Raw genomic sequence first — 22,463 nt, 5'->3', positions numbered from 1 at the left:
GTGAAGAGAGCGTGACCGGACTGTCATGCAAGTGCTTAGAGTGCATGTTATGCTCGCTGAAGAAAAAATAAGGATGAACCCCATGTCTCTGGTACGCTTTAAAAAAAATAATGGAATTGCGACGGTTACACTGAACCGTCCAGACAAACGTAATGCCATGAGCTTTGCCCTGCTGCGTGAACTGGTGCAGACGGCCAAGCAGATTAAAAAAGACAAATCCATCCGCTGTGTCATCCTGACAGGCGAAGCCCAGGTTTTTAGTGCCGGAATTGATCTGGCTGACTTAAACAATCCTAAAAACCGTGTCTTTGCCGCCTGGGAGCTGATTCGCCCGGGCCAGAGCCTGTTTCAAAAAGCCTTTCTGGTGTGGCAGGAGCTACCTGTGCCCGTGATTGCAGCACTTGAAGGCTTCTGTTTTGGTGCCGGCATGCAACTGGCGCTTGCCGCCGATATCCGTATTGCCCACCCCGCCACCAAAATGTCGATTATGGAAACCCGCTGGGGTCTGGTACCAGATATGGGCCTGAGCCGTTCACTCAAAGGCTTGATCGGGATTGATCTGGCCAAAGAACTGACATTAACGGCACGTATTTTTGAAGGGGCCTATGCCAAAGAGATTGGTCTGGTCACTCATCTAGATGAGCAACCACTTGTCAAAGCTCAGGCCCTGGCAGAGGAAATGCTACAACGCTCCCCAGATGCCTTAATGGCTTCTAAATTTGTGCTGGATGCCATGCAGCACCATCCGAACAAATCCCTGCGTATGGAAAAAATCTGGCAATTAAAATTAATTTTGGGCAAAAACAGCCAGCTGGCCCGTAAAAAAGACAAGAATCCGGAGATTCAGTTTGTACCACGTCAGTACAAATCATAAGAGCGCGAGCGGAATCAAGAGGTGAAAACACAGATGCTATTTAATCGTGAGAGCAAAATTGCTTTTCTAGGCATGGGGCTGATGGGCAGCCGTATGGCGACACGTTTGCTACAGGCCGGTTTTCAGGTTGCAGTATGGAATCGTACGACGACCGCCTGCGATCCACTTGTTGCTATGGGTGCGCTTGCCTTAAGTCTCGAGCAGATTTCAGATTATCCTGTAATTCTGACCTGTCTGGCCGATGATCAGGCGATGGCGGCGGTATTTGCACAAATTGCGCCTTTTCTGGTAGCCGGTCAGGTTATTGTTGATTTCTCCAGTCTTTCAGTTGCCCAGACCCTGCTGCTGGCTGAACAGGCACAGGCCAAACAGGTCAACTGGATTGACTCACCCGTCTCTGGTGGAACAGCAGGTGCCGAACAGGGTAATCTGGTCATCTTTGCAGGTGGTAATCGCGCAGTCATTGACGCATTAAGCCTGATTTATAAGGTGCTGTCACAGCGTGTCACCCGTATGGGCAACAATGGTACAGGCCAAGCAACCAAAATCTGCAATCAGCTGATTGTAGCTGCCAACAGCACCCTCATTGCCGAAGCTGTCGCGCTGGCGGAGCATGCCGGGGTCGATACCCGCTTACTGGCCCCTGCACTGGCCGATGGTTTTGCCGACTCCAAGCCCTTTCAGATTCTGGCACCGCGTATGGCCACCCAAACCTTTGAACCGGTACAATGGAAAGTCCAGACCCTGTCTAAAGATCTGCATAATGCCGTACAACTGGCACGCAGTTTGGAGCTGGATATTCCGGTTGCACAGCAGGCTTTATCCCAATTAAAAGCTCATCAGGATCAAGGCTTTGCTGAAGCAGATTTGGCCTCTCTCATTCAGCAGATCAATCATTAATACGCTATTCCTGTTAAATACTCAGCAAGGACATTTCCTATGATTAAACTCGCCGTTAATCTTTCGATGATTTTTACGGAAGTTCCCCTCCTAGAGCGATTTGCCCTTGCCCGTGCCCACGGATTTGAACATGTTGAAATACAGTTTCCCTATGAACTCAGCATAGAGCAGATTCGTAGTCAGTTAAGCAGACATGAACTCAGCCTCTGCCTCATCAATGTACCAGCCGGTAACCTGATGCAGGGCGGCCATGGTCTGGCAGGTATTCCGGGACAGGAACTGGAATTTCGTCACGCCATGCAACAGGCCATCCAATATGCAACCGCACTCCAAGTACCGCGGGTCAATATTCTGGCAGGACGGCAGCCACTCGACTGTGACCTGCTGCCCTGCCTGAAAACCCTCGCCAGCAATTTAAAGATGGCCTGTTCTATGCTCGCTGAGCATCAGATTGAGCCTGTATTTGAAATGATTAATGGCAAGGATATGCCTCGCTTTCTAGTACAAAATATTGCCCAGGCTCAGGAAATGCTGGAAGCGGTTCAGCATCCGGCCCTAAAAATGCAATATGACTGTTATCACATGGCCATGATGGGCGAAGATGTACTGGAAACTTTGAAAGAAAATATTGCAGTGATTGGACATATACAATTTGCAGATTACCCGGGTCGGCATCAGCCAAATACTGCTTCTATTGAATATTATGATATTTTTCAGTGGCTAAAGAGTAGCCAATATCAAGCTTATGTTGCAGCCGAATATAAGCCGCTCGGACACTCCAATGATTCCTTTAGCTGGAAAGCTGAATTCTTTCCCGAGCATGACTAAGCCGGCCAGGGTAGCGTTTGAAATTTAAGACTAAAACCGCTATATTAGATCAGCATAATTGTTAGGAAATTATACCCTCTATGAATTTAGAACCATCGCCCAGCGCTTCTAATTCTCACGATCACAGCATGAATTCTTATTCTCCAGCGGTACAAGAGTGTCTGAACGTTGTACACGCAGCCCTTGAAGATGTAAAAGCGAAAGAAATTGTCGAGCTTGATGTCAGCAATATCAGCAATGTTGCAGATGCCATGATTATTGCCAGTGGTACGTCAACGCGTCATATTAAATCTCTTGCCCATAATGTTGCTGAAGAAGCACGTAAAGCCGGTTTCCGTCCACTTGGCGTGGAAGGTGAACGTGATGCAGAATGGATTCTAATTGATTTAGGTTATGTGGTTGTTCACTGCATGCTGCCCACTGCTCGTAAGTTCTACGACCTGGAAAGCTTATGGCAAAAAAATCCAGCAGATTCTGTCGCCTAACCGGATTCTAGAAACAGGTCCGTAGCGTCCTGTTCCCCCAGACATATTACAAAAAGAACCTCAATTGAGGTTCTTTTTGTTTTCATACCTTTTCCGCAGTAAATAAGAAGTTTTGAAGGTCTAACTTCAAATAAAATCAACTGAATACGACTTATCTCCATTGCCCTTCTGCTCACATCCAATGCCTGAAAAGACCAACAGATAGGCAATGAATATGAGCCATATTGAAGGCTACTAACTTAATGCTCATCTCTTAATAATCTTGGTTTTATCTTGAATGCTACTGATGACAGCACATCAATCTCACAAGATGAAATAACTTTTATTCAGGAATCACGCACAATTTTCAGATAGGACAAAACCTGAGTCCTTGTTATTAAAATATGGGATCATACCGACATTTTAACGATTGAGACTCAGGTTATTATTTAAAGCAAACGACGGGACATGCATGCCCCGAAGATGCCTTTATTGAAACCTATTGATACCAGCCAAATAGCTTAAAAATATAAGGTACATAAGCAATGATCAGCATAGCTGGCAACAATACGATCACTGGCAAAATCCAGCGTTCAAAACGATAGTAGAAGGACAGATGGCGTACTTCTGCATCTGCTTCGGCCACCTCAGCATCGCCAATGGATTGCCGCGCCAATAAATGGTTCAATGCCACAGGTGGGGTGACATAGCCCAGCTCAAAACCAATCAAGGTAATCATCCAGAAATGCACAGGATGAATGCCGTATTGATAAGCCACTGGGGCTACCGTAGCCGAGATTAAAATAACGGCACCGAATGGATCCATAATCATCCCGACAAAAATCATTAGCCCGACAATCATCGAAATTACCAGTAGCGTACTGCTAATATCGGTCGGGAAAGCTTCCATGATTTCCAGACGCTCCAGCAAACCGCCGACACTGACTGACAACGCCATCAGGATAACCAAAGCACCGATATGCCCTACCGTTTCACTGGTAGAGATATGCATGGACTTCCAGAAACCCACCTGACGCAAAGTTCCATTCGACAGTGATCGTGGAACGCCATGATCTACTGCCAACTCTTTTTGAGATTGCTCAGCATGTGCTGCTTCACGATACTCGGCAGGAGCAGCAGCACTCGCCGTTGCAAGCGCCGGCGTAGAACCTGAACCTAGGCTCGCGGTCAGCGTTTCATCCCAATGTCCAACTGCTGGTAACGGCGCAGGCTCATGACGCAGCTTGTCAAACAGCACGATCATCAGCAAGATCACTGGCATCATCACAGGTGCAGTAAACTCATTCAGGTTGGTCGACAAGGCATATTTATAGAACAACCAGATCAGCACAAAGATCATCACATAAGGAATGATCGCAACAAAGGCACGAGCTGATTGTGGTGCAGCTATGCTTGGTGCAGCAATCCTAAACTTATGCTCGGCAAAGAACAGTGAAATGACTAAAAATAAAGTTGAAGTCAGCAGGAAAACATATAGACCATAGTGATACAGCAGATCGGTCGTGACTTCTTTATTTAAGGAGGCCACCACAACAATCAGCAGACATGGACGCAAAACCACACCCAACGAGCCAGACATCGCCGTAGCTGCCAAGGCAAACTGACGACGCCCTCCGGCATTCCAGACTTCCTTATAAATAATGGCACCTGCTGCAATCACGAAAATTCCTGAAGCACCGGTATAGGCTGTCGGCAAGGCTGCTGCAAGCAGTATCAGCCAGGTCAGGGTTTCTGGTGCCAGATTCCATGGACGCAGAATATTCAAAAACATGTCGACCACACGGGTCTGTTTTAACAGCATCCCTGCCCAGATAAACAGGGCCAGATTCAGGAAAATACTGGAGAACTCAACCAATTGACCGAGGTAAATCCCCTGTCCCATTGGATAATCCATAAAGAAGGTAAAGTTGATCCCGGTTGTAATCGCCATATAGGCATACAGAGGAACACTTAAAAATGCCAGTCCCAGACTACCCCCTTCACGTATAGGCTGAGGAAGCCGGATGACCTGAAACAAACTGACGAGGGTCAAAGTTCCGAATAAAATCATCCATAACCAGTAGATATACTTCATCTCCCCCATCGGGACACCAGAATTCAGTACGGATTGATATTGGCTATAAGATGAAAAGGCCAGGAACGCATTGGCAATCAGCATGGCCAGGGTATATACCCGGAAATCAATTTTAGTGGCGGGGCTACGCAGACCAATGTGGTGGGTTTTTAAAGTTGCGCTAATCGCAGCAAATACCACCATGATGACCAGCAATAACGCCCGGTTTTCAGTTCCGAACTTAAACAGTCCAAAGAACGTGGTTTCAAAAGTACGATAGGCCCGAATACTAGGATAAGCCTGCATATGTGCAATGGCCTTGTCATAGAATCCATAGGACTCCTCACAAACCTGCTGGGCCTGCATAACGGCAGCACGGACATCCGCTTCAGCACGAACGCCAAAGAAATCGGCATACTCATCCGCAGCATCCGTTTTCATTTGCTCCTGAACGCGCTGATCGACATTAATATTGCGCTCACATTGGGGTGCAGTAGGCTCTGCCCGTAAAAATGAATATTGCATCCCGGTTGCCGGATCACCATACAGGCGTTCACCCATACGTAATAGCTGACCGTGAATCATTTCACCTGTCCCAATAATCAGGGTAAGCAAAAGCAAGATGAGCACCACAAAGGTCGAGATCCATTCGGTCCAGATATAACGCAACAGACCCAGACCTGATCTGTTTTGATTATCGTTTTGCATGTATATTCCTATTTTTTTTGTTTTAGCGACCCTTTGGTTCAGGACGCCAATCTTCCTGTATGCTCCGACACGTCCTGTTCGGAGCTAAGTTTCTTTATTATCTTTTTCGACTCTGCATGAATATTGTCAAAATAAGAATGACAATTTGTATTTTCTTTTTCGTTTTTTATGCCAACTATTTAACTTTCGCGAAAATAGCTGCCTAGTATATACAGCAAGGCGATTACTACTCCCCAGATGACACCCAACAAATGCGCTTCTACCAGTACCGGACTACCAATTAATTGTGCAGTGCCAATATTACCTATAGTATTTTCCCAGATCAGCTTGCCTAAAATTAAAACCAGAACCAGCGTGGCAAAGCTTCGTTCACGCCGGTAGAGCAGATGAAGACAGGCCACTGCCACATACGCCCCATGCAATACCCCAGATAGACCGGCATACGCTTCAATATTTGGTAAAAAGAAGTAAAAGCTCAGGCTGATCAACGGCGGTAAAATCAGCAAAATCGCTGTAAAATGCCAGATAGTGACGCGGGGAAATATAAAAGGCAGGCAGATAAAGGCCAGAATATTCAACAAATAATGTACCCAGCTGACATGCACCCAATGTGCCGTCCAGAGCCGCCAGAACTCACCGAGCAAACTTTCCCGCCAGTAAATAAAGTGCTCCATAAAAATTTGCAAACATGCAGCAAGAGAGACAAAAGCCGCCAGAAAAATAATTTTTCGTCGCAGATCTTGATCGTGCATCGGCTTCTTGTCCTCCCTGTGAGCCACTAACATGAGCTATACAGCCGCTCATGCCTATTCTATTAATTACATGTCAGCATTAAACAGCTCATCCAGTTCTGAAGAGTTGGCTGTTTCATCCCAAAAGTTCTGCATACCATCATCTGCACTGCGTACACCCGTATGTTCAGTCCAGTAACGGTCTGCAATACCTTCGGTCATCATGGCTGCCATACTGTCGATGAGTTTGAACTGAGGGTTAACCGGTTTCTCATCACTGCGGGCTTGGGCAAAAGTTTTTAGGGCATCCCGTACTTTAGCCTCGTCCCCGCTGGCCTGAGCTGCTACTGCATACAGAGCATGTGATAAACGTACACCTTTTTGCTCACCGATTTGTGTAGATTGTTTAAGGGTTTGGTAAGGCTCTGGCTTGCCCTCTCCCGCGCCTGGCAATAAGGTCCAGATGACGGCCCGGGTTGCATTCGGTACACCCCAGAATTTGGCATTGTCTAGGCAGGTCATGCCACGTTCGACCACAGCAGCAATATCTTTGGGTACATTGACCGCATTACCGGAATTAATATCATTGGTCATGGCTTGCAAACCGCTTAACATGCCAAGCAAATACACGGTCTGCTCAATATCACTGTTCATGCGTGCGCATTCTTCGCCCAGTCCTTTATTGTACTTTTTCTCATAACGGGTCTGGAATAACTGATAGCCTGTGTACTGACGCTGCGCTGCCAGAGCGGCCCAACGCTTTTGTTCAACGCGGGCATCTTGTGCTTCGGTGACCTGATTAGCTCTGGAAGCTCGCAAATAGCGTAATTCTGCTTCGAGTGCCTTCTTCTCGGCACAGATACCGGCTGCAGAATACATCAAGACTGCCACACGAGTAGGATCTGCTCCCATTTCCTTGGTGGACATAATGGCTGGTGTTAAAGCATTACCGGAATTACACACCATTTCAGCATCATCCATCGCCAGAATTGGCGGGACAACATGCTTTTCAGTAAAACCGAGTGCAACATTGGCACCGGTCTTGGTGACTTGAGAACATCCTGTTAAAACTGTTGTTGTTATTGCAATGGTCGCCATACCTTGGCATATTTTTCGGACGCTCGACATTTTCCTGTCCTCTATAATTGTGATGATGTCCATATGCTGCTAAACATAGCAGAAGCTTTTTAGGAATAAAAGAGTATTTACTCTAATCTAAAACAATCACTTTGCCATGAATTTAGTCCAGTGCAATTGACTCGAATAGAAAAATACCCAAATTTTGGGCAAAAAAAAGTAGCATTGCGACGGTTCAGCACATGCCACTTATTAACTGGGAAAGCACTTAAATAGGCTTTATTAGGGTTTAGGTGAAAATTTTTCCTTCAATATTGTTCCAAGTCTTCCAATGACCAAGGCTAAAACAATTGCTGCGATCAGAAACATCCACACTGGAAATTCCATCATGATCTCCTCTGCTGGCGTTGGTGACTTCAATGTACCTGCTTATCAAAAAACCAGCAGGAAAATTGTCAGACAATTCACTCTTCCCCTCAATAAACAACGAATCCTGTCTAACAAAAAGAGAGATTTGAGAAATATATATTTGTTTTAAATAGGTTTATAGAAAATAAAGCTGCACTAGTTGTCTAACAATTACAGCATTTTTGTAAGAACTTTTAAAGATTTCCACTGTTTTAGCGGCAATTGATCACACCAGATCAGCAAAGGGCGCGCCTTGGCATGCTGGAAATACACCACGATATAGGCCTGATGATCAATCACATGACTAATCGTCACACGATAGGTCTTTTTTACCGTGCTCAGTGACCATTCTCGCCCATCCAAATATTCCAACTGTTCAACCTGCGGAGTTTTATGGTAAAACAGATGATAAATCAAGACACCTAAAATACCACATACACCCCATAGAAACAGAGGTAATAACTGGTAAAGCAGGAACATCAATACAGCAAAAATAAATAGCTGAAACGTCAGGGCACATTTACTGCGTTTCAGCCTGAAACAACGATTATCCATGAACGTAGAATTTAAGTTTCAGGATAAAGTCTTTCAATTCAGGGCGTGGCGGTTCCGACACCTCCATAAACCAGTCCAGCAGATCCGGATCTTCCTGAGCAACCAGCTCAGCAAACATTTCTTTTTCAAAAGGTTCAGCGCTGAGATAGTAGTTTTTTACGTAGGGATCAAAATACACATCCAGCTCTTTTAAGCCACGACGTGCACGATAAATCACTTTGCGTTCTTCTAAGCTTATTTCATCAGTCATCGAGTTCCCCCAACCGGTTTCAAACCCGAATAGTTTACCTGAAGCAATCCCTGAATTTCGAGGAATTTCATATAAATGACCAAAAGCATCAGGATATATCGGGGATTTGAGTCTTTTGCTCATTGCTGCCTATACCGGCTTGTCCTAATTTAGGGAAAAATACACAAAATCAGGAAAAATAAGATGCAATCCTCTGCGATCCGACCGCTTGCTGGCATGTTACCACGCCAATTATTCACTGCCGAACATGAGGCTTTTCGTGAGACGGTACGCAAATTCTATACACAGGAAGTCATTCCTTATACAGAAAAATATGAGCAGCAACAGCATGTTGACCGTGAGCTTTGGCTCAAGGCAGGTGCATTAGGCCTACTCTGCTCGACCATGCCGGAAGAATATGGAGGTTCCGGTGTAGATCGTCTCTATAGCATGATCCTAATTGAAGAACAGGCCTATGCCGGTGATTCAGCCACCGGTTTTTCCCTACATTCCGATATCGTTGCCAACTATATTTTAAATTTTGGCAATGCCACCCAGAAACAACAATGGTTACCGAAAATGGCAACGGGTGAAACCATTACAGCCATTGCCATGACCGAACCCGGTACCGGCTCCGACTTGCAAGCAGTACGCACCACTGCTGTTCAGGATGGAGATGACTATATTATCAATGGCTCCAAAATCTTCATTACCAATGGCTATCTGTGTGATCTGGCAATTGTAGTGTGCAAAACGGGCAATAGCGACAAAGGCTCCGCCAATTTATCCCTTATTCTGGTAGAAGCAGAGCGTGCAGGATTTAGCAAAGGCCAACCTTTAAATAAAATCGGGATGAAAGGCCAGGATACCTGTGAGCTGTTCTTCGACGATGTGCGTGTGCCTAAAGAAAATCTGCTGGGCATGGAAGGTATGGGCTTCATTATGCTGATGAAAGAGCTGGCTTGGGAACGCCTGATTGTGGCGATTATCTGTCAGGCTGGTGCTGAAGCGGCTTTTGCTCATACACTGCAATACACCAAGGAACGCCAGGCTTTTGGCAAACCCGTGGCGGCCTTTCAGAATACCCGCTTTAAACTGGCAGAGCTGCGTACTGAAATCGAAGTATGCCGTGCCTATCTGGATCGCTGTATGGAGTTACAGTTGAAAAATGAGTTAGCAGTTGACGCAGCAGCGGCAGCCAAATACAAAATCTCAGAAATGTACAGTAAGGTCGTAGATGAATGCCTGCAATTGCATGGTGGTTATGGTTATATGCTGGAATATCCAATTGCTAGAGCTTATCTCGATAACCGGGCCAATCGCATCTATGCAGGCACCAATGAAATCATGAAAGAGCTGATTGCCCGTTCGCTTTAATGTTTCATAATCTAAAAAGGAGTACCTCAAGTACTCCTTTTTATTTTACAGAGATTTTCAGGATACCAGTCGTGGCTTGCTCTGAACAGCAGTTACTTTGGTTTTAAATTTCAGCACACCATCTTTAAAAGAAGCCTGCTTCAGATCCTTGCGATCGGCCAGATAATTATTACTGACATGCCAAGGGGCATGTTTCCCCTGTTTTGGCATGACATCCGCCGCGCGGGCGATATAGCCTGAACTCAAGCTGCCCATGACCGTATCGTCCATCAATTCGCTAATATCCCCTTGAGCGACCACCTCATCATACCCCTTATGATCCATATGGTTCAGCAAACGGCAAATATATTCTGCCGCAATATCTACCTTTAAGGTCCAGGAAGCATTGATATAACCAATAATTAAGGCCATATTCGGCACATCACTGACCATAATACCGCGATATAACATGTGCTGAGAGGTATTGAGAGGCTTGCCATCCAAAGTGGCCTGAATACCGCCTAAGATTTGAATATTTAAACCGGTGGCTGAAACAATGATATCTGCCTCCAAATGCTTGCCGGATTTCAGCAAAATACCCGTTTCGGTCAATTTTTCAATATGATCGGTTTCCACCGATGCATGACCTTCACGTAGAATTTTAAATAGATCCCCATCAGGCACTACACATAAACGCTGATCCCATGGCTCATAGTTGGGGGTAAAGTGTTTCATGTCCACTTTGCCTTTGAGCTGGAATTTCACAGAATTCAGCAGCAGTTTTTTCAATAGTTTTGGCTGTTTCTGTGCCAGTGCATAAATTCCACGCTGCATACCGATATTTCGGGCACGGGTCAGCTTATAAGCCATCTCTTCAGGCAGATACTTACGCATTTTGGCATAGACCACATCGATAGAGGGTACCGAAGCGATATAAGTAGGTGAGCGTTGTAACATCGTTACATGCCCTGCTCCACCTTTTACCATCGCTGGAACAAGCGTAATCGCAGTTGCCCCACTTCCAATAATCACCACTTTTTTACCGCGATAGTCCAGATTTTCCGGCCAGTGCTGAGGATGAATAAACTGTCCTTTAAAGGCCTGCTGATTCGGAAAATCCGGCTGGAAGCCTTGATCATAATTATAATAACCGGTACAGCCTAAAACAAAATTTGCAATCCAAGTCTGTGTTTTTCCTTCTGCATCTTCGATTTTTACTGACCATTTATGGCTGGCTGAATCATAATTGGCACTAATGACACGATGCTGATAATGAATTTTTGGTTCTAATTGAAATTCTGTCACCACTTCATTCAAATAGCCTTTAATAGAGGGTCCATCTGCCAATACACTGGTTTTTTGCCAGGGTTTAAAATTAAAACCAAAAGTCGACATATCCGAATCTGAACGGATACCCGGATATTTAAATAAGTCCCAGGTCCCACCAATACTTTCACGTCGTTCTATAATTTCAAATGAACGTTGCGGACAATGCTTGGACAAATGGGCGGCCAGACCAATCCCAGAAATGCCTGCCCCTACAATCAGAATATCAACCTGCTTTTCCATATTATTTTTTTACCTATACGAGTATCTATTTTTATTAAATCACAAAATTGACAATACACAATGTCAAGTTTGGTTAAAAGCAATTTAATTCTTATCTTTTCAGGACAATCCTTCACAGAGTCCAAACAACCAAAATTAGAAATTTCAGGCATTAAAAAAGGCCAGTTTATACAACCGACCTTTTTTGAATAACGTACGCTACTCTACACGAAATTATTCAACTTCGCGATCTACTAGCTCAACGTAAGCCATCGGTGCAGCATCACCTGCACGGAAGCCCGCTTTAAGAACACGTAGATAACCGCCGTTACGTTCTTTGTAACGAGGGCCCAGAACGGTAAATAATTTACCCACAGTTGCAGCTGAACGAGTACGAGCAAATGCCAAACGACGGTTTGCTACTGTATCGACTTTAGCTAAAGTGATTAAAGGCTCAGCAACACGACGTAATTCTTTCGCTTTAGGCACAGTTGTTTTGATCAACTCGTGTTCAAACAAAGAGTTAGCCATGTTTTGGAACATCGCTTTACGATGACTGCTTGTACGGCCTAATTTCACACCACTATTACGATGACGCATGGTGAATAGTCCTACTTAATTAACGGCTACGATAGGCGAAACGATCGTCCATACGGAGGCTGGCTGGTGGCCAGTTCTCTAAACGCATGCCGAGTTGTAAGCCTTTAGAAGCCAGAACATCTTTGATCTCAGTAAGCGATTTTTTACCCAAGTTAGGAGTTTTAAGCAACTCAACTTCAGTACGCTGTACAAGATCACCAATGTAGTAAATGTTTTCTGCTTTCAAACAGTTAGCAGAACGAACAGTTAGCTCTAGATCATCTACTGGACGAAGCAAGATTGGATCAACTTCTTCACGAGGTTCTTGAGCCACAGGCGCTTGATCTTTCTGAAGGTCAACAAAGATTGCAATTTGTTGTTGCAAAATTGTCGCCGCTTTACGGATTGCTTCTTCAGGATCAACTGTACCGTTGGTTTCAAGATCAATGATCAGTTTGTCAAGGTCAGTACGTTGTTCTACACGAGCGTTTTCCACTGTATAAGACACACGTTTGATCGGGCTATAAGAAGCATCCAACTGTAAACGACCCACTGGGCGAGTTTCACCTTCCGGGAAGCGTGAGTCAGACGTTTCATAGCCACGGCCTTGGGCCACTTTTAGGCGCATTTTTAATGAGCCTGTAGCACTTAATGTACCAATCAAGTGTTCAGGGTTAACCACTTCAACATTATGAGGTAAACGAAGGTCAGCCGCAGTAACGTCGCCTGGACCTTGTTTCTCTAATGTTAAATAAGCTTCATTTTGATCGAACAGCTTAATAGACAATCCTTTTAGGTTCAGCAAGAGCTCGACGATGTCCTGCTGCAAGCCTTCCAAAGTACTGTACTCGTGCTCAACACCCTCAATTTCTACTTCCACCACAGCTGCGCCAGGTAAAGAAGAAAGAAGGATGCGACGTAAAGCATTACCAAGAGTATGACCAAAGCCACGCTCTAACGGTTCTAGAATAACTTTTGCCGAGGTCCCGCTTGCCGCTTCGACCTTGATCGCTTGCGGAGTTAGAAACTCATTTGCAGTACGCGTCATATTGCTACCTCAAGGATTATTTAGAATACAATTCTACAATCAAGCTTTCGTTGATTTCAGCAGGTAAATCAGAACGATCTGGAGCAGTTTTGAACGTACCTTCTAGTTTAGAATGATCTACTTCCATCCAAGAAGGAATACCACGTTGAGCAGCCAATTCAATTGCGTTTTTAATACGTAATTGTTGTTTAGCGCCTTCGTGAACTGCAATTACATCACCCGCTTTAACCTGGATAGACGCGATGTTTACGCGACGACCATTTAAAGTGATTGAGCGGTGTGATACCAGCTGACGAGCTTCTGCACGTGTAGAACCAAAACCCATGCGATAAACCACGTTATCCAGGCGGCTTTCAAGCAATTTCAACAGGTTTTCACCAGTTGCACCTTTAACACGAGCAGCTTCTTTATAGTAATTACTAAATTGACGCTCTAAAACACCGTACATGCGACGTACTTTTTGTTTTTCACGTAATTGTAGTGAGTACTCAGATTGTTTTGCACGGCTTTGACCATGTTGGCCAGGAGCTTTAGCATGTTTTTTAGTCTTAACGTCAAATGGTTTAACGCCAGATTTTAGTTGCAGGTCTGTCCCTTCGCGACGAGAGAGTTTGCATTTTGGACCAATATAACGAGCCATGAATGTTTCTCCTTACACGCGACGTTTTTTAGGTGGACGGCAACCGTTGTGAGGAATTGGAGTCACATCGGTAATGCTGTTAATTTTATAACCCACTGCACCTAATGCACGAACCGCAGACTCACGACCTGGACCTGGACCTTTTACAAGGACGTCCAAATTTTTCAAACCGTAATCTAAAGCAGCTTTACCAGCAACTTCAGCAGCTACCTGAGCAGCGAACGGAGTTGATTTACGTGATCCACGGAAGCCTTGTCCACCTGAGGTGGCCCAAGCCAGTGCATTACCTTGACGATCGGTAATAGTCACAATGGTGTTATTAAAAGAAGCGTGAATGTGTGCAACACCTTCAGAGACGGTACGGGTGACCTTCTTGCGTGCGCGAGTATCTTTAGCCATCTTTTAGCTTCCAGAAATCTTATTTCTTAATCGGTTTGCGCGGACCTTTACGGGTACGTGCGTTATTTTTGGTGTTTTGTCCACGGACAGGCAAGCTGCGACGATGACGAAGACCGCGGTAGCAGCCTAAATCCATTAAACGTTTAATGTTCATGGAAATTTCGCGACGTAAATCACCTTCGGTCGGAACCTTGGCAACTTCTGCACGAATCGCATCAAGCTGAGTGTCATCTAACTCACGGATCTTAGTAGTAGTTGGGATACCTGCAGCAGCTAAGATAGTCTTAGCAGTGTGGCGACCAATACCAAAGATATACGTTAGAGAGATAACAGCATGCTTGTTATCCGGAATGTTTACACCGGCAATACGAGCCATTCAATTTTCTCCAAAAAGGCAGTTAAGATAATCAACCGCCCCACAAAAATCTTGAGGGGCGGATAATAACCCAATTCGCCTACTGAAATCAACAGGTCTTGATCAGATTAACCTTGACGCTGCTTATGACGAGGTTCTGCGCTACAAATTACGCGGATAACCCCATTACGACGGATAACTTTACAGCTACCACAAATTTTCTTTACAGAAGCTTGTACTTTCATGATGAAACCTCTAAGTGCGCTTATCCCTTAGGATGAGCAGTCGTTTTTCTCATTAACGTTTGATTATCGTACTGGTGCGAGGTGAGATGTGCTTGCAGCTGAGCCATAAAGTCCATCACCACCACTACCACGATCAGCAACGACGTTCCACCCAAGCTAAATGGAATCCCAAAAGAGCTTTGCAGGATCATCGGCATTAAACAGATGACAGTGATGTAAATCGCGCCAATAAAGGTCAAACGACTGAGAATATGATCTAAGTAACGAGCAGTTTGCTCACCTGGACGTATACCAGGCACATAAGCTCCGCTGCGCTTCAAGTTCTCTGATACTTCTTTAGGACTAAATACCAGTGCTGTATAGAAGTAACAGAAAAAGATAATTAACGCACCAAAGAGCACCAAATACAACGGCTGACCAGGCGATAAAACCAATGCCAGATCTTGCAGACCACGCTTGATAATTCCTGCACTCGGATCCGAACTACCGACCCACTGCCCCAAGCTCGCTGGGAACAGAAGCAATGAACTGGCAAAAATTGCCGGAATCACACCTGCCATATTAATTTTTAATGGCAAATGAGTTTGCTGTGCAGTAAATACACGACGACCCTGCTGCTTTTGGGCATAGTTCACCGGAATACGACGTTGCGCCTTCTCGATAAATACAATTGCTGCAAGCACGGCAATAGATAACAATCCAAATATGGCAAGGCCAATCAGACTTGTCTGACCATTATCTACAGAAGTCAGAGACTGCATAACCAGGTTCGGCAATCCTGCAACAATACCTGCGAAGATGATCATGGAAATACCATTTCCCACCCCACGCTCAGTAATCTGTTCACCCAGCCACATCAGGAACATGGTTCCCGCGACCAGAGAAGTTACTGCAGGAACATAAAAAGCCAGACCAGAAGTCAGGGTAATTCCCTGGCTGATCAGGCCTGCACACATACCGATCGCTTGCACCAGTGCAAGGAACAGTGTGCCCTGTCGTGTATATTGATTAATCTTACGTTTGCCCTGCTCACCTTCTTTTTTCAAAGCTTCGAGCTGAGGAACCACCGAGGACATTAACTGCACGATAATAGATGCAGAAATGTAAGGCATGATTCCGAGTGCAAGAATAGACATCCGCTCTAATGCACCACCCGAAAACATGTTAAACAAACCAAGGATCGTGCCCTGGTTTGCATTAAACAGATTTTCAAGTGCAGCATTATTAATGCCTGGTACTGGAATATGCGCTCCTAGTCGAAATACCAACAACGCACCAATGAGAAACATCATTCGACGAATAATTTCACGATATTTCACATGAAATGGTTGGCCTTTCATCATGTTGACATGACCTGAAGAACTAGGAGTCATAGACACTGGGGATTACTCCTCGACTTTACCGCCAGCAGCTTCAACAGCAGCTTTAGCGCCTTTAGTCACAGCAACACCTTGTAAAGTGAATGCGCGAGTAATTTCACCAGAAAGTACGATACGAGCACGAGTCATGTCTTTACGTACAACGTTCGCAGCTTTTAAAGTTTCAAGAGACACGATGTCACCTTCAACTTTAGTCAGCTCAGATAAACGTACTTCAGCAGTTTTCAAAGCCAATTGGCTAGTGAAACCGAATTTAGGTAAACGACGATAAAGTGCAGTTTGACCACCTTCGAAACCTGGACGGACGCCGCCGCTCTTACGTGAGTTTTGACCTTTGATACCACGACCACCAGTCTTGCCAACGCCAGAACCGATACCACGGCCTATGCGACGAGCTTCACGCTTCGCACCTTCTGCAGGTGCAAGTTCATTTAAACGCAGAGTCATGGCTTATTCCTCTACACTAACCATATAGTAGACTTGGTTGATCATACCACGGTTAGAAGGTGTATCTAACACTTCTACAGTATGACCAATACGACGCAGACCTAAACCTTTCAGGCTCAGCTTGTGATTTTTCAAGCGATGCGATGCAGATTTAGTCTGGGTAACTTTAATCGTTTTCATGATTGATTACCCTTGAATTTGTTCTACTGACAGACCACGTTTCGCAGCAACCTTCTCAGGAGTAGTCATATCACGCAAACCATTGAAAGTTGCGTTTACTACGTTAGCAGCGTTAGTAGAACCACGGCATTTAGTTAATACGTCGCGTACACCAACAGCTTCTAAAACTGCACGCATAGCGCCACCAGCAATTACACCAGTACCTTCAGAGGCAGGCTGCATGAATACACGACTAGCGCCATGACGAGCATGAATCGGGTGTTGTAACGTACCATCAACAAGATCAACGGTAATCATGTTACGACGTGCAGCTTCAAGTGCTTTAGAGATAGCAGCTGGAACTTCACGTGCCTTACCACGACCAAAACCTACGCGACCATTTCCATCACCCACTACAGTCAATGCGGTGAAAGAGAAGATACGGCCACCCTTAACAACTTTGGCTACACGATCAACGGCAACCAGCTTTTCAACAAGACCTTCGTTTTGTTCAACTTTAGCCATGATTAGAACTCCAAGCCGTTTTCACGGGCAGCATCAGCCAAGGCTTTGATACGACCATGATATTTGAAACCAGAACGGTCAAATGCAACTTTAGTAACACCAGCTGCTTTAGCGCGCTCTGCGATTAAAGCACCTACTTTCTGAGCTGCTTCAACGTTACCAGTTGTACCCGCACGTAAAGTAGCATCTAAAGTAGAAGCTTGCGCTAATACTTTGCCACCATCTGCCGAGATAACTTGAGCATAGATGTGACGCGGAGTGCGGTTTACACACAAACGAGTCGCACCCAATGCACGGATGTGCAAGCGTGTGCTTTTCGCACGACGCAAACGGGATTGTTTCTTTTCGTTCATAAGAACCTCGCGCCTTATTTCTTCTTAGCTTCTTTACGAAGTACAACTTCGTCAGAATAACGAACACCTTTACCTTTATATGGCTCTGGTGGACGGTAACCACGGATATCTGCAGCAACTTGGCCTAAAGCTGCTTTATCAGCAGATTTCAGAACAATTTCAGTTGCAGTTGGAGTTTCAGCAGTTACACCTTCAGGAAGCGTATAGTCGATCGGGTGTGAGAAACCAAGGTTAAGGTTAACAATGTTACCTTTAACCGCAGCTTTATAACCAACACCGATAAGTTGTAACTTACGTTCGAAACCTTCGCTCACACCTTTTACAAGGTTGTTAAGCACAGCGCGAGCAGTACCAGCTTGCATCCAAGCGTCTTTCGACTCAGCTTTAGGAGCAATTTGAAGTTGACCTTCTTCCTGTTTAAGCTCGACCAGCGCATGCAGGTTGAAAGACAATGTACCTTTGCTGCCTTTCACTTCGACCTGCCGGCCGTTCTGAGTAACTGTTACACCGTTAGGGACAGTTACTGGGGCTTTAGCCACACGAGACATGAGGAATCACCTATTAAGAAACAAAAGCAATAACTTCACCACCAACGCCCGCAGCACGTGCAGCGCGATCAGTCATGATGCCTTTGCTTGTAGAAACAATTGCAATACCTAAACCTTGCTTAACGCTTGGAAGTGCATCTTTACCGCGATACTGACGTAGACCAGGACGGCTTACGCGTTTCACAGTTTCGATAACTGGTTTGCCTTCAAAATATTTTAAAGTCAAAGTAAGAGTTGCTTTGCCTTCAACATCCGCAACTTCTACATTTGAAATATAACCTTCTTGTTGAAGTACGTTAGCAATCGCAACTTTCAACTTAGAATTAGGCATAGAAACTGTTTGTTTCTTTGCCATTTGTGCGTTACGAACACGTGTTAGCATGTCGGCAACGGTATCTTGCATACTCATTTATAGTGCTCCTTACCAGCTTGCCTTAACAACGCCCGGTACATCACCTTGCATTACTGTGTCACGTAACTTGTTACGGCTTAAGCCGAACTTACGGAAGTAACCATGAGGACGACCAGTTAAACCACAACGGTTACGTAGACGTACTGGAGACGCATTACGTGGTAATGCTTGTAACTTCATCATCGCATCGAAACGTTCTTCATCTGATGCATTTACGTTTGCAATTACAGCTTTTAATTCAGCACGTTTTGCAGCGTATTTAGCAACAGTAGCTTCGCGTTTCAACTCGCGATTAATCATACTTTTCTTAGCCATATCGACCTCTTATTTGAACGGGAAGCCGAATGCACGCATAAGCGCACGGCCTTCGTCATCGGTGCGAGCAGTCGTAGTAATGGTAATATCCATACCACGAATACGGTCAATCTTGTCAAAATCGACTTCAGGAAACATGATCTGTTCCTTAAGACCCATTGAGTAGTTACCACGACCATCAAATGATTTCGCAGAGAAACCACGGAAGTCACGGATACGAGGGATCGCAATCGAGATTAGACGGTCTAAGAATTCGTACATACGTTCGCCGCGTAAAGTAACTTTACAACCGATCGGCCAACCATCACGGATTTTAAAACCAGCAATTGATTTACGAGCTAACGTAAGTACTGGTTTTTGACCAGAGATAGCTTGCATATCAGAAAGAGCACCATCAAGGAGTTTTTTGTCAGCAGCTGCTGCACCAACACCCATGTTGATCGTGATTTTAGTGATGCGAGGAATCTCCATCACATTCTTAAGACCCAATGTTTCTTGTAACTGAGCTTTAAGTTCGTCGTTGTAACGTGTTTTAAGTCTGGCCATTGCCTATTTCAACCTATTACTTCGCTACCGCCACTGATTCACCATTTGATTTATAAACGCGAGTTTTCACGCCATCAATCACTTGGTAACCAACACGGTCAGCCTTTTGGGTTGTAGCATTAAAAATTGCCACATTTGAAATATGAAGCGAAGCTTCCTGAGTTACGATGCCGCCTTCAGCGCCAGTAACACGGTTCGGCTTTTGATGCTTCTTAACCAAGTTAAGGCCTTCAACCTTAACACGGTCATTAGAAACAGACAGAACAGTCCCCTGTTTGCCTTTCTCTTTACCTGCGATCACAATTACTTGATCGCCTTTTTTAATCTTCGCCATGATCGCCTCTTATAGAACTTCAGGAGCCAATGAAATAATTTTCATGAACTGTTCAGTACGAAGTTCACGAGTCACTGGTCCGAAAATACGAGTTGCAATCGGCGCTTTGTTGTTGTTCAAAATAACAGCAGCGTTATCGTCAAAACGAATCACTGAACCGTCTGGACGACGGATGCCGAATTTAGTACGAACAACCACTGCATTCATCACGTCACCTTTTTTAACACGTGCGCGTGGAATTGCTTCTTTTACAGTAACTTTAATAATGTCGCCAACAGAAGCATAACGACGATGTGAACCACCAAGTACTTTAATACATTGTACGCGGCGAGCACCACTGTTGTCTGCTACGTCGAGCATAGTTTCGGTCTGAATCATTGCCCTACTCCAAAACCGAGCATCACCGGTCACAATTTCGAAAGGCTCAAAGAGTACTCGAAATTAACCGATGATGCAACAAGAACGTTAATTACTCAGCAGCTGCTTCAACAACTTCAACTAAAGTCCAAGACTTAGTTTTAGACATTGGGCGGCTTTCTTTAATGGTTACAACATCACCAAGCTTGGCAGTATTGTTCTCATCATGAGCATGTAATTTTGTTGAACGGCGGATTAATTTGCCATACAACGGGTGTTGAACGCGGCGTTCGATCAGTACAACGATAGACTTGTCCATCTTGTCGCTCACAACCTTGCCGGTTAACGTGCGGACTGTATTTTCACTCATTGTCCGTTCCCCTGTTTTTCGGTAAGTAGGGTCTTGATACGAGCAACAGTCTTGCGAGTCAATGCAACTTCGTGCGATTTACCCAATTGACCAGTTGCTTTCGCCATACGAAGACGGAATTGGTTAAGCTGTTGCTCATCAAGCAAAGCTGTCAACTCTTCTACCGACTTTTCACGTAGATCTTTAGTTTTCATTACATTACCGTCCGAGTCACGATAGTGGTTTTAAACGGAAGTTTAGCTGCAGCAAGCTTGAATGCTTCTGTTGCCAACTCTTCGTTCACACCATCAATTTCGTACAAGACTTTACCTGGTTTGATTTGACAAACCCAGTATTCCACAGAACCTTTACCTTTACCCATACGCACTTCAAGTGGTTTAGAAGTAATCGGCTTGTCCGGGAAAACACGGATAAAGATCTTACCACCACGTTTAATACGACGGCTGATTGTACGACGTGCTGCTTCAATTTGACGCGCAGTCATTTGACCACGTTCAACTGATTTAAGCGCAATAGTACCAAAAGATACTGAGCTACCGCGGTGCGCTAGACCAGTGTTACGGCCTTTTTGCACCTTACGGAATTTAGTACGTTTAGGTTGCAACATGGATTATTCTCCTTTTTCAGCAGAACGATCATTGCGACGACCACGACGCTCTTGACCTTCACCACGACCGCGACCGCGTTTAGCTTGACGCTCTTCAGCTGGAGCTGGGTTCATGACTTGTTTCATGCCGCCCAAGATCTCACCACGGAAGATCCAAACTTTAACACCAATCGTACCGTAAGTAGTCTCAGCGCGCATAGTTGCGTAGTCAATATCAGCACGAAGCGTATGTAGAGGTACACGACCTTCACGATACCATTCAGTACGAGCAATCTCAGCACCACCTAAACGGCCTGAAACTTCTACTTTGATACCTTTAGCACCAGCACGCATCGTGTTTTGAACCGCACGCTTCATAGCACGACGGAACATTACACGTTTTTCTAATTGAGAAGCGATTGCTTCAGCAACCAGACGCGCGTCTAAGTCTGGACGATCGATTTCGTTGATGCTTACTTGCGCAGGAACACCCATGATAGATGTTAATTCGCGTTGTAATTTCTCAATGTCTTCGCCTTTTTTACCGATCACGATACCAGGACGAGCAGTGCTAATTGTTACTTTAGCAGCGCCTGTAGGGCGTTCGATAAGAATATTGCTGATCATTGCATTCTTAAGTTTTTTAGTTAAAAACTCACGAACCTGCAAATCTTTAAGCAAGTATTCAGCGTATTGTTTCGGATTCGCATACCAGTTAGCGTTATGACGTTTCACAACACCTAGGCGGATACCGATTGGATGAACCTTCTGACCCATATCAAACCCCTACCTTAACGGTGATGTGACAAGTACGCTTAGTAATACGATCTGCACGACCTTTAGCACGTGGCATAATACGTTTCAGGCTCATGCCTTCATCAACGTAGATCGTAGAAACCTTAAGATCGTCTACATCTAAACTGTTATTGTGTTCAGCGTTTGCAATTGCAGATTCCAACGCTTTCTTAACCAGAACTGCAGCTTTTTTGTTGCTGAAGTTAAGAATGTTAAGAGCGTGCGCAACAGATTTGCCGCGGATAAGATCTGCAACCAAACGAGCTTTTTGTGCCGAGATAGCGGCACCGCGTAATTTAGCAGTTACTTCCATCATAGC

33 protein-coding genes are annotated in these 22,463 nt (G+C 44.9%); 5 read left to right on the top strand and 28 right to left on the bottom strand.

Annotated features, from left to right (window positions below):
* Positions 1 to 82: 82 nt before the first annotated feature.
* The 4 genes from NI467_RS01205 (at position 83) to rsfS (ending at position 3,087) form a co-directional block, all read left to right on the top strand.
* Positions 83 to 874: a crotonase/enoyl-CoA hydratase family protein gene (locus NI467_RS01205; RefSeq protein ID WP_253150461.1), complete on the top strand. Its 792-nt coding sequence runs from the start codon at positions 83 to 85 to the stop codon at positions 872 to 874.
* Positions 875 to 907: 33 nt separating this feature from the next.
* The gene (locus NI467_RS01200; protein ID WP_253150459.1) at positions 908 to 1,774 is read left to right on the top strand and encodes an NAD(P)-dependent oxidoreductase; all 867 of its coding nucleotides are present in this window, start codon (positions 908 to 910) and stop codon (positions 1,772 to 1,774) included.
* Between the two features lie 39 nt (positions 1,775 to 1,813).
* Positions 1,814 to 2,602, top strand: a complete 789-nt coding sequence (locus NI467_RS01195; protein WP_253150457.1) for a hydroxypyruvate isomerase family protein — start codon at positions 1,814 to 1,816, stop codon at positions 2,600 to 2,602.
* A gap of 80 nt (positions 2,603 to 2,682) precedes the next feature.
* Positions 2,683 to 3,087 (top strand): ribosome silencing factor, encoded by a 405-nt coding sequence (gene rsfS / locus NI467_RS01190; RefSeq protein ID WP_151205629.1) that lies wholly within the window; start codon positions 2,683 to 2,685, stop codon positions 3,085 to 3,087.
* Positions 3,088 to 3,565: 478 nt separating this feature from the next.
* On the opposite strand, the gene NI467_RS01185 is transcribed toward rsfS, so the two are convergent.
* From NI467_RS01185 to NI467_RS01165, 5 genes are all read right to left on the bottom strand, one after another.
* Positions 3,566 to 5,848, bottom strand: coding sequence for a TRAP transporter large permease subunit (locus NI467_RS01185; protein WP_253150455.1), 2,283 nt, complete (start codon positions 5,846 to 5,848; stop codon positions 3,566 to 3,568).
* A 179-nt stretch (positions 5,849 to 6,027) separates the two neighbouring features.
* Positions 6,028 to 6,600, bottom strand: a complete 573-nt coding sequence (rrtA, locus tag NI467_RS01180; protein ID WP_151203968.1) for a rhombosortase — start codon at positions 6,598 to 6,600, stop codon at positions 6,028 to 6,030.
* Positions 6,601 to 6,666: 66 nt separating this feature from the next.
* Entirely contained in the window at positions 6,667 to 7,707 is a 1,041-nt protein-coding gene (locus NI467_RS01175) for a hypothetical protein (protein ID WP_151203969.1), read from the bottom strand.
* Positions 7,708 to 8,235: 528 nt separating this feature from the next.
* Entirely contained in the window at positions 8,236 to 8,619 is a 384-nt protein-coding gene (locus tag NI467_RS01170; RefSeq protein WP_253150453.1) for a hypothetical protein, read from the bottom strand.
* Entirely contained in the window at positions 8,612 to 8,869 is a 258-nt protein-coding gene (locus NI467_RS01165) for a succinate dehydrogenase assembly factor 2 (RefSeq protein ID WP_151206744.1), read from the bottom strand. The genes NI467_RS01170 and NI467_RS01165 overlap by 8 nt, the downstream gene beginning before the upstream one ends.
* 183 nt (positions 8,870 to 9,052) lie before the next feature.
* Between NI467_RS01165 and NI467_RS01160 the strand changes: the two genes are divergently transcribed.
* Positions 9,053 to 10,225: an acyl-CoA dehydrogenase family protein gene (locus tag NI467_RS01160; protein WP_253150451.1), complete on the top strand. Its 1,173-nt coding sequence runs from the start codon at positions 9,053 to 9,055 to the stop codon at positions 10,223 to 10,225.
* A gap of 57 nt (positions 10,226 to 10,282) precedes the next feature.
* On the opposite strand, the gene NI467_RS01155 is transcribed toward NI467_RS01160, so the two are convergent.
* The 23 genes from NI467_RS01155 to rplV form a co-directional block, all read right to left on the bottom strand.
* Complete coding sequence (locus tag NI467_RS01155) at positions 10,283 to 11,773, bottom strand: NAD(P)/FAD-dependent oxidoreductase (RefSeq protein ID WP_253150449.1); 1,491 nt, start codon at positions 11,771 to 11,773, stop codon at positions 10,283 to 10,285.
* A gap of 213 nt (positions 11,774 to 11,986) precedes the next feature.
* A complete protein-coding gene (gene rplQ / locus NI467_RS01150) occupies positions 11,987 to 12,352 on the bottom strand; it encodes a 50S ribosomal protein L17 (RefSeq protein ID WP_151203973.1) in 366 nt (121 codons plus the stop codon).
* A 19-nt stretch (positions 12,353 to 12,371) separates the two neighbouring features.
* On the bottom strand, positions 12,372 to 13,379 hold the full coding sequence (locus tag NI467_RS01145) for a DNA-directed RNA polymerase subunit alpha (RefSeq protein WP_151203974.1): 1,008 nt from the start codon (positions 13,377 to 13,379) through the stop codon (positions 12,372 to 12,374).
* Positions 13,380 to 13,395: 16 nt separating this feature from the next.
* On the bottom strand, positions 13,396 to 14,019 hold the full coding sequence (gene rpsD / locus NI467_RS01140) for a 30S ribosomal protein S4 (protein WP_151203975.1): 624 nt from the start codon (positions 14,017 to 14,019) through the stop codon (positions 13,396 to 13,398).
* A 12-nt stretch (positions 14,020 to 14,031) separates the two neighbouring features.
* A complete protein-coding gene (gene rpsK, locus NI467_RS01135; protein WP_004281491.1) occupies positions 14,032 to 14,418 on the bottom strand; it encodes a 30S ribosomal protein S11 in 387 nt (128 codons plus the stop codon).
* Positions 14,419 to 14,437: 19 nt separating this feature from the next.
* Positions 14,438 to 14,794 (bottom strand): 30S ribosomal protein S13, encoded by a 357-nt coding sequence (rpsM, locus tag NI467_RS01130; RefSeq protein ID WP_151203976.1) that lies wholly within the window; start codon positions 14,792 to 14,794, stop codon positions 14,438 to 14,440.
* A 107-nt stretch (positions 14,795 to 14,901) separates the two neighbouring features.
* A complete protein-coding gene (gene rpmJ / locus NI467_RS01125) occupies positions 14,902 to 15,018 on the bottom strand; it encodes a 50S ribosomal protein L36 (protein ID WP_000867907.1) in 117 nt (38 codons plus the stop codon).
* Positions 15,019 to 15,038: 20 nt separating this feature from the next.
* On the bottom strand, positions 15,039 to 16,358 hold the full coding sequence (gene secY / locus NI467_RS01120; protein ID WP_171478806.1) for a preprotein translocase subunit SecY: 1,320 nt from the start codon (positions 16,356 to 16,358) through the stop codon (positions 15,039 to 15,041).
* Between the two features lie 45 nt (positions 16,359 to 16,403).
* Positions 16,404 to 16,844 carry a 50S ribosomal protein L15 gene (gene rplO / locus NI467_RS01115; RefSeq protein WP_151203977.1) on the bottom strand — a complete coding sequence of 147 codons (441 nt, stop codon included), beginning with the start codon at positions 16,842 to 16,844 and terminating at the stop codon, positions 16,404 to 16,406.
* 3 nt (positions 16,845 to 16,847) lie between these two features.
* A complete protein-coding gene (rpmD, locus tag NI467_RS01110) occupies positions 16,848 to 17,024 on the bottom strand; it encodes a 50S ribosomal protein L30 (RefSeq protein ID WP_004809788.1) in 177 nt (58 codons plus the stop codon).
* Between the two features lie 6 nt (positions 17,025 to 17,030).
* On the bottom strand, positions 17,031 to 17,528 hold the full coding sequence (gene rpsE, locus NI467_RS01105) for a 30S ribosomal protein S5 (protein WP_151203978.1): 498 nt from the start codon (positions 17,526 to 17,528) through the stop codon (positions 17,031 to 17,033).
* Positions 17,529 to 17,530: 2 nt separating this feature from the next.
* Positions 17,531 to 17,881, bottom strand: a complete 351-nt coding sequence (rplR, locus tag NI467_RS01100; protein WP_004281497.1) for a 50S ribosomal protein L18 — start codon at positions 17,879 to 17,881, stop codon at positions 17,531 to 17,533.
* A 14-nt stretch (positions 17,882 to 17,895) separates the two neighbouring features.
* Positions 17,896 to 18,429: a 50S ribosomal protein L6 gene (rplF, locus tag NI467_RS01095; RefSeq protein WP_151203979.1), complete on the bottom strand. Its 534-nt coding sequence runs from the start codon at positions 18,427 to 18,429 to the stop codon at positions 17,896 to 17,898.
* Between the two features lie 13 nt (positions 18,430 to 18,442).
* Positions 18,443 to 18,838: a 30S ribosomal protein S8 gene (gene rpsH / locus NI467_RS01090; protein ID WP_151203980.1), complete on the bottom strand. Its 396-nt coding sequence runs from the start codon at positions 18,836 to 18,838 to the stop codon at positions 18,443 to 18,445.
* Positions 18,839 to 18,850: 12 nt separating this feature from the next.
* Positions 18,851 to 19,156, bottom strand: a complete 306-nt coding sequence (gene rpsN, locus NI467_RS01085; protein WP_151203981.1) for a 30S ribosomal protein S14 — start codon at positions 19,154 to 19,156, stop codon at positions 18,851 to 18,853.
* Positions 19,157 to 19,165: 9 nt separating this feature from the next.
* Complete coding sequence (rplE, locus tag NI467_RS01080) at positions 19,166 to 19,702, bottom strand: 50S ribosomal protein L5 (protein ID WP_151203982.1); 537 nt, start codon at positions 19,700 to 19,702, stop codon at positions 19,166 to 19,168.
* Positions 19,703 to 19,718: 16 nt separating this feature from the next.
* Entirely contained in the window at positions 19,719 to 20,036 is a 318-nt protein-coding gene (gene rplX, locus NI467_RS01075; protein WP_151203983.1) for a 50S ribosomal protein L24, read from the bottom strand.
* A gap of 9 nt (positions 20,037 to 20,045) precedes the next feature.
* A complete protein-coding gene (gene rplN / locus NI467_RS01070; protein WP_001982634.1) occupies positions 20,046 to 20,414 on the bottom strand; it encodes a 50S ribosomal protein L14 in 369 nt (122 codons plus the stop codon).
* 91 nt (positions 20,415 to 20,505) lie between these two features.
* The gene (rpsQ, locus tag NI467_RS01065) at positions 20,506 to 20,763 is read right to left on the bottom strand and encodes a 30S ribosomal protein S17 (RefSeq protein ID WP_151203984.1); all 258 of its coding nucleotides are present in this window, start codon (positions 20,761 to 20,763) and stop codon (positions 20,506 to 20,508) included.
* The gene (rpmC, locus tag NI467_RS01060; protein ID WP_151203985.1) at positions 20,760 to 20,957 is read right to left on the bottom strand and encodes a 50S ribosomal protein L29; all 198 of its coding nucleotides are present in this window, start codon (positions 20,955 to 20,957) and stop codon (positions 20,760 to 20,762) included. The genes rpsQ and rpmC overlap by 4 nt, the downstream gene beginning before the upstream one ends.
* Positions 20,957 to 21,370 (bottom strand): 50S ribosomal protein L16, encoded by a 414-nt coding sequence (gene rplP, locus NI467_RS01055; RefSeq protein ID WP_151203986.1) that lies wholly within the window; start codon positions 21,368 to 21,370, stop codon positions 20,957 to 20,959. The genes rpmC and rplP overlap by 1 nt, the downstream gene beginning before the upstream one ends.
* 3 nt (positions 21,371 to 21,373) lie before the next feature.
* On the bottom strand, positions 21,374 to 22,126 hold the full coding sequence (gene rpsC / locus NI467_RS01050; RefSeq protein ID WP_151203987.1) for a 30S ribosomal protein S3: 753 nt from the start codon (positions 22,124 to 22,126) through the stop codon (positions 21,374 to 21,376).
* A 1-nt stretch (position 22,127) separates the two neighbouring features.
* Positions 22,128 to 22,457 (bottom strand): 50S ribosomal protein L22, encoded by a 330-nt coding sequence (gene rplV, locus NI467_RS01045; protein ID WP_001982638.1) that lies wholly within the window; start codon positions 22,455 to 22,457, stop codon positions 22,128 to 22,130.
* Between the last annotated feature and the right edge of the window lie 6 nt (positions 22,458 to 22,463).

Origin of the sequence: Acinetobacter sp. S4397-1, from assembly GCF_024129285.1 — a bacterium.
GTDB lineage: Bacteria > Pseudomonadota > Gammaproteobacteria > Pseudomonadales > Moraxellaceae > Acinetobacter > Acinetobacter lwoffii_C.
This window is presented reverse-complemented; position numbering and strand designations above follow the sequence as displayed.

Coding starts and splice junctions, on each gene's coding strand:
- NI467_RS01205 (WP_253150461.1), top strand. CDS start 83: ATGTCTCTGGTACGCTTTAAAAAAAATAATGGAATTGCGACGGTTACA.
- NI467_RS01200 (WP_253150459.1), top strand. CDS start 908: ATGCTATTTAATCGTGAGAGCAAAATTGCTTTTCTAGGCATGGGGCTG.
- NI467_RS01195 (WP_253150457.1), top strand. CDS start 1,814: ATGATTAAACTCGCCGTTAATCTTTCGATGATTTTTACGGAAGTTCCC.
- rsfS (WP_151205629.1), top strand. CDS start 2,683: ATGAATTTAGAACCATCGCCCAGCGCTTCTAATTCTCACGATCACAGC.
- NI467_RS01185 (WP_253150455.1), bottom strand. CDS start 5,848: ATGCAAAACGATAATCAAAACAGATCAGGTCTGGGTCTGTTGCGTTAT.
- rrtA (WP_151203968.1), bottom strand. CDS start 6,600: ATGCACGATCAAGATCTGCGACGAAAAATTATTTTTCTGGCGGCTTTT.
- NI467_RS01175 (WP_151203969.1), bottom strand. CDS start 7,707: ATGTCGAGCGTCCGAAAAATATGCCAAGGTATGGCGACCATTGCAATA.
- NI467_RS01170 (WP_253150453.1), bottom strand. CDS start 8,619: ATGGATAATCGTTGTTTCAGGCTGAAACGCAGTAAATGTGCCCTGACG.
- NI467_RS01165 (WP_151206744.1), bottom strand. CDS start 8,869: ATGACTGATGAAATAAGCTTAGAAGAACGCAAAGTGATTTATCGTGCA.
- NI467_RS01160 (WP_253150451.1), top strand. CDS start 9,053: ATGCAATCCTCTGCGATCCGACCGCTTGCTGGCATGTTACCACGCCAA.
- NI467_RS01155 (WP_253150449.1), bottom strand. CDS start 11,773: ATGGAAAAGCAGGTTGATATTCTGATTGTAGGGGCAGGCATTTCTGGG.
- rplQ (WP_151203973.1), bottom strand. CDS start 12,352: ATGCGTCATCGTAATAGTGGTGTGAAATTAGGCCGTACAAGCAGTCAT.
- NI467_RS01145 (WP_151203974.1), bottom strand. CDS start 13,379: ATGACGCGTACTGCAAATGAGTTTCTAACTCCGCAAGCGATCAAGGTC.
- rpsD (WP_151203975.1), bottom strand. CDS start 14,019: ATGGCTCGTTATATTGGTCCAAAATGCAAACTCTCTCGTCGCGAAGGG.
- rpsK (WP_004281491.1), bottom strand. CDS start 14,418: ATGGCTAAAGATACTCGCGCACGCAAGAAGGTCACCCGTACCGTCTCT.
- rpsM (WP_151203976.1), bottom strand. CDS start 14,794: ATGGCTCGTATTGCCGGTGTAAACATTCCGGATAACAAGCATGCTGTT.
- rpmJ (WP_000867907.1), bottom strand. CDS start 15,018: ATGAAAGTACAAGCTTCTGTAAAGAAAATTTGTGGTAGCTGTAAAGTT.
- secY (WP_171478806.1), bottom strand. CDS start 16,358: ATGAAAGGCCAACCATTTCATGTGAAATATCGTGAAATTATTCGTCGA.
- rplO (WP_151203977.1), bottom strand. CDS start 16,844: ATGACTCTGCGTTTAAATGAACTTGCACCTGCAGAAGGTGCGAAGCGT.
- rpmD (WP_004809788.1), bottom strand. CDS start 17,024: ATGAAAACGATTAAAGTTACCCAGACTAAATCTGCATCGCATCGCTTG.
- rpsE (WP_151203978.1), bottom strand. CDS start 17,528: ATGGCTAAAGTTGAACAAAACGAAGGTCTTGTTGAAAAGCTGGTTGCC.
- rplR (WP_004281497.1), bottom strand. CDS start 17,881: ATGAACGAAAAGAAACAATCCCGTTTGCGTCGTGCGAAAAGCACACGC.
- rplF (WP_151203979.1), bottom strand. CDS start 18,429: ATGTCTCGTGTGGCTAAAGCCCCAGTAACTGTCCCTAACGGTGTAACA.
- rpsH (WP_151203980.1), bottom strand. CDS start 18,838: ATGAGTATGCAAGATACCGTTGCCGACATGCTAACACGTGTTCGTAAC.
- rpsN (WP_151203981.1), bottom strand. CDS start 19,156: ATGGCTAAGAAAAGTATGATTAATCGCGAGTTGAAACGCGAAGCTACT.
- rplE (WP_151203982.1), bottom strand. CDS start 19,702: ATGGCCAGACTTAAAACACGTTACAACGACGAACTTAAAGCTCAGTTA.
- rplX (WP_151203983.1), bottom strand. CDS start 20,036: ATGGCGAAGATTAAAAAAGGCGATCAAGTAATTGTGATCGCAGGTAAA.
- rplN (WP_001982634.1), bottom strand. CDS start 20,414: ATGATTCAGACCGAAACTATGCTCGACGTAGCAGACAACAGTGGTGCT.
- rpsQ (WP_151203984.1), bottom strand. CDS start 20,763: ATGAGTGAAAATACAGTCCGCACGTTAACCGGCAAGGTTGTGAGCGAC.
- rpmC (WP_151203985.1), bottom strand. CDS start 20,957: ATGAAAACTAAAGATCTACGTGAAAAGTCGGTAGAAGAGTTGACAGCT.
- rplP (WP_151203986.1), bottom strand. CDS start 21,370: ATGTTGCAACCTAAACGTACTAAATTCCGTAAGGTGCAAAAAGGCCGT.
- rpsC (WP_151203987.1), bottom strand. CDS start 22,126: ATGGGTCAGAAGGTTCATCCAATCGGTATCCGCCTAGGTGTTGTGAAA.
- rplV (WP_001982638.1), bottom strand. CDS start 22,457: ATGGAAGTAACTGCTAAATTACGCGGTGCCGCTATCTCGGCACAAAAA.